Source organism: Microcystis sp. M079S1 (genome assembly GCF_020246425.1).
Lineage (GTDB): Bacteria > Cyanobacteriota > Cyanobacteriia > Cyanobacteriales > Microcystaceae > Microcystis > Microcystis aeruginosa.
On record NZ_JADBSZ010000029.1, the window covers coordinates 1 to 12,231 of the forward strand.

The window sequence follows — 12,231 nt, forward strand, 5'->3', positions numbered from 1 at the left end:
AAAGATTAGTTATTGTGACTAACTCTTTTGGTTAGAACAAGATAAACTTGAGAATCTTCGGTCAAATTTATTGACTCAAAATCAGCTATACTTAATTTAAATGAAACAGCCCTACCCTTATCAAGGGGGGCAGGGGGGATCGGCACCCCCCTTATCAAGGGGGGCAGGGGGGATCGGCACCCCCCTTATCAAGGGGGCAGGGGGGATCGAACCTAAAACACTAACCGGAAAAAAGGGAGTGGGGAAAACAAAACTCCCCGCTGCCCCCTGCCTATTCCCAGACTTGCCCCGATCCGATACAATTAAACGGTTGTCTTGGAATAATTAATAGTGATCGAGCGTTATACTCTCCCTGCGATGGGGAATTTGTGGACGGATAGATATAAATATCAAACATGGCTAGAGGTAGAGATAGCCGTCTGTGAAGCGCAGGCAGAATTAGGCTATATTCCTGGGGATGCAGTAGAAGAAATTAAGGCAAAAGCTAATTTTGATCCCGATCGCATTTTAGAAATAGAAGCAGAAGTGCGCCACGATGTCATCGCCTTTTTAACAAATGTTAACGAATATGTGGGCGAGCCGGGGCGTTATATTCATTTGGGTTTAACCAGTTCCGATGTACTAGATACCGCCCTGTCTTTACAATTAGTCGCCAGTTTAAACCTGATTCTAGAACAATTAGAAGATTTTATTCAAGCCCTGCGCTATCGCGCCCAAGAACACCGTTATACAGTCATGGTGGGACGTTCCCACGGCATTCACGCCGAACCGATCACCTTTGGCTTTAAACTAGCGGGATGGTTAGCGGAAGTGCTGCGGGGACGCGATCGTTTAATTCGCTTGCGCCAAGACATCGCCATCGGTAAGATATCCGGTGCAGTGGGAACCTATGCCAATATTGACCCCAAAATTGAGGCGTTAACCTGTCAGAAGTTAGGATTAGAACCGGATACCGCTTCCACTCAAGTTATCTCGCGCGATCGACACGCCGATTATGTGCAACAATTAGCTTTATTAGCGGCTTCGATCGAACGTTTTGCCGTGGAGATTCGCAACCTGCAAAGAACTGATGTCCTAGAAGTGGAAGAATACTTTTCCAAAGGACAAAAAGGCTCCTCCGCTATGCCCCATAAACGTAATCCCATCCGCTCAGAACGCTTAACGGGAATGGCGAGAATTATCCGTAGTCATAGCGTTTCCGCTTTAGAAAATATCGCCCTCTGGCACGAAAGAGATATTTCCCATAGTTCCGTAGAACGGGTAATGCTGCCAGATGTTTGCATTTTGACCCACTTTATGCTCAAGGAAATCACCGATTTAGTCAAAAATCTGCTGGTGTATCCCGAAAACATGAAGCGAAATATGAATGTTTACGGTGGCGTGATTTTCAGTCAAAGAGTTCTTTTAACTTTGGTGAGTAAGGGAATTAGCCGGGAATCTGCCTATAAAATCGTCCAAGAAAACGCCCATCGCGCTTGGAACACCGATAACGGCAATTTTAAAGCTTTTATCAGTCAAGATGAGCGAGTTACCGGCATTTTATCCCCCGACGAGATCGAAAGTTGCTTTGATCCCCAGCAGCACTTAAATCACCTTAATAGCATCTACCAAAGGTTAGATATTTAGGGAGCTTTCAGTGATCAGCTATCGGCCACGTTTTCGATCGGCAATTTGAAACCTTGGGAGTAATCATGCCATGACCATTACTGCGAGCGACCTACCGATGGAAAAAATTGCCCAGTTTTGCGATCGCTGGCAAGTAACTGAATTCGCTCTATTCGGCTCCGTCCTGCGCGAAGACTTCCGCCCCGACAGCGACATTGATGTTATGGTGGAATTTCATCCAGAAGCTCATCCCACATTCAGCACCCTAGACCAAATGGAAGCAGAGCTAAAAAGCATTTTCCATCGAGATGTTGACCTGATTACCCGCCAAGGCATTGCCACCAGTCGCAACTACCTACGCCGTAATCAAATCCTTTCTTCGGCTCAAGTGATTTATGCAACGGGATCCCCAATTCCTGCTTGATATGCTGCAATCCGCAGAACTGGTCATGATCTACACGGCTCAATGCTCGAAAGCTGAGTTCGTCGCCAATGTGCAGCTTCAAGATTCAGTAATTCGACGGCTCTTGGTGATTGCCGAAGCCGCCGGACGAGTTTCCCAAACAACCCGACAAAACTTGCCCAACATTGCTTGGCAAGAAATCAAGGGAATGCGAAATCGGTTGGTACATGAGTATGATGATGTCAACCTCAACATCGTTTGGGATGTGGTTCAATCGCAGCTCCCATTACTAATTGAGGAGTTAAAGGGGCAAATTCCTCCTGAACGTTGAGGGTTGTTAGGCGGAAGTAGCGATCGCATAGGGAGAACTAAATCGACGACAGGGAACGCACCTTATGCCATTTTTCTTTATTCGTGGCAGACATCTTACTCCCATTTTCTTTTCTAGAATAGGGTTTGAGGTTGGAGGCAATTAACCATCTCTGCCATTACTTTAGAAAAATGGTATTAGCAAGATCCTATTCACCTTTGATCAGGATTATCTTCTATATTGTTGACTTTCGTTAATTGTGGAAAAATATCTCGTACTGCCTTTTCAAATTTTTTGTAGGAAGATAAGGATTCTAATTTCGACAATTCGATTTTTGTACCAAGCGGTGAATATAAATCGTCAATTTTTAGTTTATTTCGATCCCGTTTAGTCATACCTTCTCTGGCTTTATTGATGGCATTTTTAATTGTTTCTTTCGGATTGCTAAAAGATTCGGGTTCTTTATCGATTGCTAACTCACTATCACTTTTATTTGTACACAATTCTTTTTTTAGTAATTCTTTGTCTGCTAATATCCAGGCTTCAGTCATTTGTATTGGAACGATAGCAACTAAATTTTTACATAAGTCTCGCTCGTCTGATTTAATAGCATTAAAAGCCGGATCAATTCTTTCCTTAAATGCGTTTTCATCTGTTTTATCATCTGCGTCTGCATGGAAGCACAAAACCATTGCTCCCTTCTCCACCGCTTGAATTGCATATTTTTTAGCTTTTTCTCGGATATTTTTGCGAGAGATTTGTGGAAGACAAATTGGGTCAAAAATTTCTATTTCTTGTTGACCGTCAAGAGCAACTCTCTCGAAAGTGCGCTTAATAATATTCGGTAAAAATCTATGATCGGAACTGCCTTCTGTAGCTAATGCAATAATTATTTGTTTGATTTTTTTGGACATCTTAATTGATTTATGTTAATTGGTTTTGTTGATTTTTAATATTTTTAATCGCACTTTCAGCATCAGCAGTTTTTAGATATTCGACAACTTCCGAGAGAGTTAGCTTGGCCTCATTTTCGGAGAAAAATAAGGTTAATTGCTTTTTATTCTCTTTGATAACAGGGTGAAAATTACTGCTTTTCATCTTAATTCGCTTCCCTTCAATAGTGGATATTATAGTGGTAAGTTGAGAAAGCCAAATGCTGACATTTTTATCATCTTGCCAATTAATTAATTGACTCACCAGAACCGGAGAATGAGTGTTCACTATTACTTGGCGTAAAGGCATTTCAGTATCTTTAAAATCGACAGTTAGCTCTTTTAATAATCTTGCCATTGCTTCAATACGAAAAGGATGAATGCCATTTTCTGGCTCTTCAAAACACAGTAATCCTGTGTGTTGTCGGTCGTATTGCAGGACACATAATGTTAATAAACGTAGGGTTCCTTCGGAAAGCACTCTCGAAGAAAACTCCCGACCATCATCACCTTTTACCTTGATAATAAATTGTCGATTTGCTTTGTCGTCATAAACATTAACTTCTGTAAGATTCGGTAGCAGATTATTGAGATCACGGGAAATTGCTGTGAGGGTATATTCATCATCTTGTTTGATGCGAAATAAAGCAGCGGCTAAATTCTTTCCGCTTGCTGTTATTGTATCTCTGATGCCCATATCTTGACGAGTAGGTTCTCGCAAATCTTCGGGATTAAGCTGCATAAACTTCCAACTCAGCATTTCTTGTTTGGCGGCTAATATATGTTGAAAATCTATAGTATTAATGCTGCTTAAAACAGTTTGTGATGCGCTTTTTGCCAGAAATACTTTTTTATTTCCCTGTTTACGATCTTGATGTACAACAATGGTAGCACTACCACTCTTATCTTCAGTATTAATATAAGGAATCGCTCTCCTACCCGTTACTTTTGGTCGCCAAGTTTCCAATACTGTCTTAGGAATATAATTTTTTACCCAATTATCTTCATTGTGCTTTAAATTTTCTAAACGTTCATCAACAATATACAAGTTTTCAAATCCACTTATATTAGACTCCCGTTTAATTTTTAATTGATAGCGTAATCTTGTATATTTAAGATCGACTTCCCCACCCCAATTATCTTTTACCTTGCGATTGACTAACATTTCAACTATAAATTCCATTTCCGTGGCGTAGTCGTCCTCATCATACTGGGTAAAAAGTTCGCTAGGATGTCCTCGCTGCTCGCTAAAAGCCGTCTTCAGATCCACTTCTGCCAGCCGCGCCAACAATTGCAAAGCATCAAATAAATTACTCTTACCAGAAGCATTAACCCCAGCAACTACAGTAAGCGGCGTAAATTCCATTTCAAAATTATGAAAGGATTTAAAGCCATGAATTTTAATATAAGTAATCATAGTTTTAGGCGATAGGTAATATTAAAACATCAGCGCAATATTTAACCATACTGGAAAATCTTCTCAACTTTCGCCTGATACTGTCCTACTATAATCTAGACATTGGCTTACAGGGGTAGTGCGATTACGCCGATTTTGTCGGGTGTGTTCCCTGCTGCAACGAGGGGGAACGCACCTTACCGATTATGATACAATCGCAGGATATACTCCTCGGTTGCTACAACCGCGATGAATGTTTTCCGTCGCTATTTCCCAGCCGATGCTCGGAAACTCTAGAAAACTTTCCCCCTCATCCTTGAATTATCCTAACTTTTTACCCACTGTTAGCGAGGGATTGAGCGAAGATACCTCCCTTGCTCTCCTCCAGAAGATCCAACAAATTGCCATCGATAGCCCTATCTATCCTCGATCGATTCTAACTACCTATAGTCAACAAGGGCAAGGTCAACCGCCCTTTCTCCTCCTGCACGGTTTTGATAGTTCCCTGCTGGAATTTCGGCGTTTACTACCTTTCCTCTGCCAAAATAGGGAAACTTGGGCGATGGATCTGCTCGGCTTCGGTTTTACTGAGCGATCGCCAGATTTAGAAGTATCTCCGAAAACTATTAAAAGCCATCTTTACCATTTCTGGAGAACTGCGATCGCCGAACCGATAATTTTAGTCGGTGCTTCCATGGGGGGTGCAGTGGCCCTCGATTTTGCCCTCTCCTACCCGGAAATAGTGGCAAAATTAGTCCTGATTGACAGCGCAGGACTAGCTAATCCCCCGGTCTTGGGTAAATTGATGTTTTCTCCCCTCGATAAGTGGGCAACTAATTTTTTAGCCAATCCCCGCGTGCGCCAAAATATCAGTCGTACCGCCTATTTCGATCAAACTTTGGCTAGTGTTGATGCTTGCACCTGTGCTAGTCTGCACCTGAATTGTCCCCACTGGAGTGAGGCTTTAATCTCCTTTACCAAAAGTGGCGGTTATGGGTCATTTTTGCCGAAATTAAGCCAAATAGACCGAGAAACTCTGATTATTTGGGGCGAAAACGATCAAATTTTAGGCACAAAAGACGCGAAGAAATTTCAGCAGGCGTTGCCCAATAATCAACTGGTCTGGATTCCTCGCTGTGGCCATGTTCCCCATCTCGAAAAACCAGAACTTACCGCAGCCGCGATAGTTAAATTTGCGAGCTAAGAACTTATAATGGGATTATTTGACGCTATAGTGCCAACTTTTATGAAATTTTTGCCGATCGCTCTCGCTGCATTCAGCCTTCTGAGTTTATCTGTCAATATTCCCGCTACTGTGGCCACACAACAGCTTTTTTGTCGAGGCCGCATGAATAACGGTTGGTTCTATTCGGCAGAATTTCTCAATGGACGTTTTGAACGCATTCGCTGGACGCGTTCCGGTCAACCTCCCCAAGTTTCTAGCCTTAGTTTTAAAAATACTAACAACAAAGGACAACCGATTTATCGTGGCAGTTTATTCGCCGCAGTCAGTGTGACCCTGATAGACTTATCGAAAGGAGATGTCCGTCCCGGTTCGCAAATTTCCGTGGGAGTGGAAGAATGGGGTTGGTCGCGGGGAAACTGCGCTCTTTCTAACCGATAAATCCCGGAACTATCGTCGACAAAAAAGGCTGAAGTATTTTCAGCCTCGTCTAAAAAATCAGATTTTACCCGCAAAATTAAGTAATAGGATTAGCTGGCTCCTTGCCTTCCAGGGTTTCGGGAACAGCTTCCGTCTTACCAAAAGCGACTCTGAGGAAGGGAGGAGCGAGGAAAGTGGTCAGGATCACCATAATAATAATCGACACCTCCAAAGGCTTATCCAAAATTCCGCTGGCCGAACCAATCCCGGCAAAAACTAGACCCACCTCACCCCGGGGAATCATACCCACACCGATGGCGAGACGATTGATTCCGGATATGCCAAAAACTGCCCAGCCCGTCACCAGTTTACCGATAATCGCCACAACCATCAAAAAGACAGCGATCAAAAGTCCGGCCCGATTCTCCGGTACCGTTGGGTTTAAAACACCGAGATCGGCACGCGCTCCCACCGTCACAAAGAAAATCGGCACAAGCAAATCGGCGATCGGTTTGATCAACTCATCCAACTCGTTGCGGGTATCGGTTTCATCAAGAACCAAACCCGCAGCAAAGGCCCCTAAAATCGCTTCAAGATGAATAGCATTGCCTAAAAATGCCATAAAGAAAGCGAAGACAAATGCGGGAATAACAATATTTCCCCTGGTTTTCAGCCGCTCCACGATCGCCACAAAACTTTTGTTAAAAATACCTCCCAACAAAATTGATCCGACCAAAAAGGCCGTAGCGCTGACAATCAGGTAAATAACATTGGCCACATCAATCTCACCAGTTTTGGCTAAACTAGCGACCACAGCCAGGACAATAATACCGAGGACATCATCGATCACCGCCGCGCCGACAATAATTTGCCCTTCTTTGGATTTGAGTTGACCTAACTCTGACAACACCTTCGAGGTAATACCGATACTGGTTGCCGTCAAGGCTGCCCCCGCAAAAATCGCCGGGATAGCTGGCACATGAAAGACGAGCATTAACCCGGCCGTACCCGCCGCAAAAGGTGCCGCAACCCCCACACAGGCCACAACCGTGGCTTGAATTCCCACTTCCTTGAGTTGTCGCAGATCCGATTCCAGGCCAATTTCAAACAGCAGAATAATCACACCGATTTCAGCTAGAACCGAAATCACTTCACTTTGGGACTCAAAGATCCGGTCCACGGCAGCCGGGGCCAATTGATTCAATCCTTGCAGTACCGTCATAATCAGCGAGTCCGAGGCGGATAGTCCCCCTTCGGGAAAGATGAGCAGATGCAACGCCGAAACACCGACGATCACACCGGCGACCAGTTCTCCCAGTACAGGCGGAAAATCCAATCGTCTGGCGGCCTCCGCGCCGAGCTTGCTGGCCAGATAAATCACCACCAGCGTCAGCAATACGCCGGAGAGAATAATCGGTGAATCCTCGGCCACAACGGTGGCGAGCAAGGGGATCGGAGCCATGGGAACCGCTATCTCCCCGATCGAAGGAGGCAGAATATGGGACAAAATCATGAGTTTAAAGGGATGAGGGTTAAAGATTTCAGGTGGTCATAAAACTGGGGGATAGGAAAAAGGGCCACCGCTCAAGGACAGTCAAGCTGGGGATGCGGTGGCCCTAGAGTGCCGGAGTCATGAACCGGCTAGATATCACAGCCCTCTGGTCCACAGAAACTCTGTCCGTACAGAACCTCCGCATCACAGAGATAGATCATGCCCGCAAAATTGAGGAAAAACTGCTCGGCAACCTGCTTGGCAATATTTTGGGCCATAATTCGATCGGGGGTAAGTATCTCGAACTTAACATTACTGTCGGTTTCGGAAACGTGGGGTTGTCCTGACGAGCGCACGTTGCGACTGCCTTTACCGCCAGTATCCATCACCGTGTAACCACTCGCCCCGCATTCTTCGATGATCTTGGCGACTTTTTTCAGCAAAATCTTTTCTGTGACGATGACGAGCTTTTTGGCTGGTTTGGCCATGTTGATTATCTCCTTAAGTGTGTACATTTATTTGCTTGGTCTGTCCGATCGAGGGAACGCCGACCGACCACAATCCTTCTGGAATTAGCCGCCGCTGAGGGCCTGGGCGAGACCAAGGAAGAAGGGTATGCACAAGCCGATCGCTACTGGTGTACCGATGGCCGTGGACGCGCCTATATAGGCGGAGGGATTAGCCGACGGGATACCGGCCCGCAACGTGGGCGGCCCGGAGATGTCGGAACTAGAGGAAGCGATGACGGCCAGAACCACGACACCGCCCCAACTGAACCCGGTGGCGTAGTGGGCAATCATGCCGAGACCGAAGGCGATTAGCCCATGCACAAAGGGTGCTAGGACGCTATAGACAACATACCACTGGGCCACCTTACGCAGTTCACCAACCCTTGACCAAGCCTCCATCCCCATGACTAGCATCAAGACCGAAAGCAAGCCGCGAAAGAGGGGATCGTAGAAGCTTTTATAGACACTTTCCGGCTGGGTGAAGATGCCCAAAGCCAGACCTAATAACATGGCCGATAGGGCAGGTCCGCGAAGGCTTTCTTCAATGATCGGCCAAATCTTGACCCGATTATCCGCTGGCTGCTGTAGGCTGAGATATTCCTGCCGACTGCTGGGATAATCCTGCTGATCGGAATAATCCCCGGCCGCCACCGGCTGCTTGCTAAAAGACTCGTGGTCGTAGGCCGCTTCTTTCTGCTTCTTCTTGTTAAGATAAATGTTAGCCACCACGATCGCCGTTACCAGTGCCGGGATATCCATAAAAGGATAGAGTGCACCGGCCCAGGCCTCGTAGGGGATCTTTTGTTCTTCGAGTACCGTCAGACCGGCGGCCATTGTCGAGCCACTCACGGCTCCAAATAATCCCCCAGTTGCGATCGCATCGACCACTTTCACCTTGGGCAGATTGGCTAAGGTATAGCGCGCGACGAAGACCACAATAATCCCTACTATTACGGCAAAGATCATTGGTAATACCATTTCCGTCAGGTTGGAATTGCGGATGGCAATCCCGCCGGTCAGACCGATTTTGGTCAGCAGCATGAAGACAATGATCGTACAAATCGACTCGGGAATGACCAATTCACTTCCGAGAGCAGCAATAATCATCCCACCAATCAAAAAGGCCAGCGTTGGCGACTGCAACTGCTGGATAAAGTCCATGACAAACAATGAGAAAAAATCCACGAATACCTCCTTAAGCCTCCCCTGATGAGGAGTATTGAATATAAACGAACTAAATCAACCTTCAAAAGCTGAAAGAGAGTAAGAGTAAGGCTCTTTACCCCTTAAGCAAACCTGTTGCGGGCAGAACTTTGGACAACGTTAAGTCCGCAGGTAAGCCTAATTCGGGATTTTTGGTGGTTAAACTGGCCCCGATCGCCGTCCCAGAAGCTACCCCGAAGGCGAGAGCTAGAGGGTGATAAACGATGGCAGCTGTTACACCACGGAAGATATCACCCCGCAAATTGTCAAAATGAGTACGATTGGTTATTTGCATGAGAATCCAACTGAGCAAAGGATTTTTTGCCACAACAAAGCCGGCGGTTGACAGACCAGCCTTGATAGACAAAACTTTATGGTTTTTAAAGATCGATTGTTATAAATCTATACTAGAACGGATATCTTGACAAGCAAATTTTTGTAAATTGAGCTTGAATCGATATATCTTTACAAAAGTATTGATTTAAACCTATGATGTAAGCGGTGTGGGGAGGTTTTCACTCGTTCCCCTCCATTCCTGCTTCTGTTTAGCAAAGCTCCTCAAGGCAGTAACAGAAGTGTAGCTCTCTAGAGGCCTCTCTTGATTCACGCCACTTTACATCAACTGATTGTCTTTGAAGCGACCGCTCGTCATGGCAGTTTCACCAGGGCTGCTGAAGAACTATCGATCACCCAACCCACCGTTTCCACCCAGATGAAACAACTGACTAAAGCAGTGGGTTTACCCTTATTTGAACAGATAGGCAAACGTTTGTATTTAACCGAGGCTGGACGCAGTTTATTAGTAACCTGTCAGGCAGTCCTCAAGGATCTTGATAACTTTGAGATGGCGATCGCTGATATCAAGGGCATTAAACAGGGTAAACTGCGTTTAGCGGCGGTATCCACAGCCCAATATTTAATCCCTCAGATACTAGGTCCTTTTTGTCAACAGTACCAAGGGGTAGATGTGTCCCTAGAATTGACCAATCACCAAGACCTAGAAGCAAGGATCATCAATAATGTTGATGACCTATATATTTTAAGCGAACCCCCCCAAGATTTAAACCTGGAAATTCAACCGTTTCTGGAAAATCCCCTTGTGGTAATTGCTCGCAAAGATCACCCCCTAGCGGGAAAGAAAAAAATTCCGATTAAACGGCTGCAAGGGGAACCTTTTATTATGCGGGAAATGGGATCGGGAATTAGACGGGCAGTACAGCAAATTTTTCTCGATCATGGTATCACTTTATCTCTGCGTTTGGAAATCGGCAATAATGAAGCCATTAAACAAGCGGTCGCCGGTGGTTTAGGAATTTCGGTTCTGTCTCAGCACGTCTTAAATTTAGATAGTCCTAATGGGGAATTTACCATCCTTGACGTGGAAGATTTTCCCATCCAACGCCATTGGTATGTGGTTTATCCCAAGGATAAAAAACTATCCGTGATCGCCAAGACTTTTCTTGATTATCTCCTCTCAGGGGAATTAGGGGTGTATGTACCCACAGACCCCCGATCAAGTCGAATTCGGTAAGCGCAAGCGATCGATCTATCTCCCATCCGAAAAAGTGGAGAATGTTCAAGAACTCGATCGCCTGGGGAAATCGATCGGCAATATCCTCAAGGCGATCGATTCTCCCAAAACCCGCCAGGATTTAATCCTCATAAATGCGGCACTCTAAGGCATCAGGATTGGCTTCGCAGTAGGACTGAAGTGAGTTACTCCCCTGTTTTTTGACCCGTTGATGGGAGGCTTCGGCCTGGAGTTCCTCCACCACATCCCAGGCTGCGGCGCAATCGGGAGAGATTTCACCCTTGGCCGCACAAATTGCCCGCGCGTCTTCCCGGGCTGCTTCAATTTCATCTTCAATGAACAACCGCTTGGGCTTTTCGACAAAATCGCTCTTGAAGAGAATATCACTGACAGAAATAATGCCCAGCAAAGTTTTGCCCTGAATCACCGGGGCGCGGCGAATGCGGGTTTGAGCAAATAACCGAGCCACATATTCCACCCCCAGTTCGGGATTGACGACCACACAGGGCTTGGCCATAATTTCATAGACCCGCATAGTTTTAGGATCGTGGCCAAAGGCCGCCACTTTGTAAACGATGTCGGTTTCGGTGACAATTCCATAAGGGTCCTGTTCATGGCGCGGTTCGACAATCAACCCCCGCAGTTTTTTTTCTTTCATCAATTTCACGGCATCGGCAACCGTTGCCGAACCACGAATGGTGACAACGTTTTGGGTCATAATTTCTTGAGCTTGTAGCATAGGAGTTGGATGGTGTTGTTAAATTAAAGAACTGGTATAAACGCAAAAGTTGACTAGGGTTGTCCCGATAGCAATTTCCTAGACTCTTGTGGGCTGAGTGCCACTTTGAACACAGAGGACAAAGACCAATGGGCGCTCGCTGGTTGGGGCTGGGGCGGCATGGCCGCAGCTTTGTTCCCCTGAATGCCAGGAGCATAGGCCTCCAGCACAGCACCGTTTTGCCAACACATGGCGATGAAATAATCACACACTGGGCATTCCGTCTGAGCAACCTGCCGGGCCGGACACTTATATCCTGCGGGTAGGCGATCGCTCAAGAGCCTTTGAGCTACGCTGCCACAGTTGGGACATCGAATTTCTATCAGCTTGTTCATCGGAAATTTTGGGTCTGAAACCCCGCCGTTCTACGGCGGCTTTACGTTAGAATTAAAAGGCCAGTCTCGAAAACCAAGTGGACGGCGCAGCACCTTGAAAACTCGGCTTAGGGGGTTCCGACCAGAAAAGCTTG

At 45.9% G+C, this 12,231-nt stretch carries 15 protein-coding genes; 7 read left to right on the plus strand and 8 right to left on the minus strand.

Annotated elements, in window-relative coordinates; genetic code table 11:
- Positions 1-330: 330 nt before the first annotated feature.
- The 3 genes from purB (at position 331) to IM456_RS01780 (ending at position 2,339) form a co-directional block, all read left to right on the plus strand.
- Complete coding sequence (gene purB, locus IM456_RS01770; RefSeq protein ID WP_004268608.1) at positions 331-1,626, plus strand: adenylosuccinate lyase; 1,296 nt, start codon at positions 331-333, stop codon at positions 1,624-1,626.
- Between the two features lie 70 nt (positions 1,627-1,696).
- Positions 1,697-2,029 (plus strand): nucleotidyltransferase family protein, encoded by a 333-nt coding sequence (locus tag IM456_RS01775; RefSeq protein ID WP_110543800.1) that lies wholly within the window; start codon positions 1,697-1,699, stop codon positions 2,027-2,029.
- Between the two features lies 1 nt (position 2,030).
- Positions 2,031-2,339: a HepT-like ribonuclease domain-containing protein gene (locus IM456_RS01780; RefSeq protein ID WP_254062867.1), complete on the plus strand. Its 309-nt coding sequence runs from the start codon at positions 2,031-2,033 to the stop codon at positions 2,337-2,339.
- A 191-nt stretch (positions 2,340-2,530) separates the two neighbouring features.
- Here IM456_RS01780 and IM456_RS01785 read toward each other — a convergent pair whose 3' ends face one another.
- Both IM456_RS01785 and IM456_RS01790 read right to left on the minus strand, forming a co-directional pair.
- The gene (locus tag IM456_RS01785; protein WP_149986264.1) at positions 2,531-3,232 is read right to left on the minus strand and encodes a DUF4276 family protein; all 702 of its coding nucleotides are present in this window, start codon (positions 3,230-3,232) and stop codon (positions 2,531-2,533) included.
- A 10-nt stretch (positions 3,233-3,242) separates the two neighbouring features.
- Positions 3,243-4,667 (minus strand): AAA family ATPase, encoded by a 1,425-nt coding sequence (locus IM456_RS01790; RefSeq protein WP_287694749.1) that lies wholly within the window; start codon positions 4,665-4,667, stop codon positions 3,243-3,245.
- 259 nt (positions 4,668-4,926) lie between these two features.
- On the opposite strand from IM456_RS01790, the gene IM456_RS01795 reads away from it, so the two are divergent.
- Positions 4,927-5,850 carry an alpha/beta fold hydrolase gene (locus IM456_RS01795; RefSeq protein ID WP_149986266.1) on the plus strand — a complete coding sequence of 308 codons (924 nt, stop codon included), beginning with the start codon at positions 4,927-4,929 and terminating at the stop codon, positions 5,848-5,850.
- 42 nt (positions 5,851-5,892) lie between these two features.
- Entirely contained in the window at positions 5,893-6,270 is a 378-nt protein-coding gene (locus IM456_RS01800) for a hypothetical protein (RefSeq protein WP_149986267.1), read from the plus strand.
- Positions 6,271-6,346: 76 nt separating this feature from the next.
- On the opposite strand, the gene IM456_RS01805 is transcribed toward IM456_RS01800, so the two are convergent.
- From IM456_RS01805 to IM456_RS01820, 4 genes are all read right to left on the minus strand, one after another.
- Positions 6,347-7,762 (minus strand): cation:proton antiporter, encoded by a 1,416-nt coding sequence (locus tag IM456_RS01805; protein WP_149986268.1) that lies wholly within the window; start codon positions 7,760-7,762, stop codon positions 6,347-6,349.
- Positions 7,763-7,890: 128 nt separating this feature from the next.
- Positions 7,891-8,229, minus strand: coding sequence for a P-II family nitrogen regulator (locus IM456_RS01810; protein WP_079207015.1), 339 nt, complete (start codon positions 8,227-8,229; stop codon positions 7,891-7,893).
- Positions 8,230-8,313: 84 nt separating this feature from the next.
- Complete coding sequence (locus IM456_RS01815) at positions 8,314-9,435, minus strand: sodium-dependent bicarbonate transport family permease (protein ID WP_287694753.1); 1,122 nt, start codon at positions 9,433-9,435, stop codon at positions 8,314-8,316.
- Positions 9,436-9,529: 94 nt separating this feature from the next.
- On the minus strand, positions 9,530-9,820 hold the full coding sequence (locus IM456_RS01820) for a sulfate permease (RefSeq protein ID WP_287694755.1): 291 nt from the start codon (positions 9,818-9,820) through the stop codon (positions 9,530-9,532).
- 231 nt (positions 9,821-10,051) lie between these two features.
- Between IM456_RS01820 and IM456_RS01825 the strand changes: the two genes are divergently transcribed.
- Positions 10,052-10,984: a LysR family transcriptional regulator gene (locus IM456_RS01825; RefSeq protein ID WP_287694757.1), complete on the plus strand. Its 933-nt coding sequence runs from the start codon at positions 10,052-10,054 to the stop codon at positions 10,982-10,984.
- Complete coding sequence (locus IM456_RS01830) at positions 10,947-11,132, plus strand: hypothetical protein (RefSeq protein ID WP_287694759.1); 186 nt, start codon at positions 10,947-10,949, stop codon at positions 11,130-11,132. Before IM456_RS01825 ends, IM456_RS01830 begins: the two co-directional genes overlap by 38 nt.
- Here the strand turns inward: IM456_RS01830 and IM456_RS01835 are convergent.
- Positions 11,106-11,723 (minus strand): CP12 domain-containing protein, encoded by a 618-nt coding sequence (locus IM456_RS01835; protein ID WP_147068922.1) that lies wholly within the window; start codon positions 11,721-11,723, stop codon positions 11,106-11,108. The genes IM456_RS01830 and IM456_RS01835 overlap by 27 nt on opposite strands.
- A 53-nt stretch (positions 11,724-11,776) precedes the next feature.
- Complete coding sequence (locus IM456_RS01840; protein WP_287694762.1) at positions 11,777-12,097, minus strand: hypothetical protein; 321 nt, start codon at positions 12,095-12,097, stop codon at positions 11,777-11,779.
- Between the last annotated feature and the right edge of the window lie 134 nt (positions 12,098-12,231).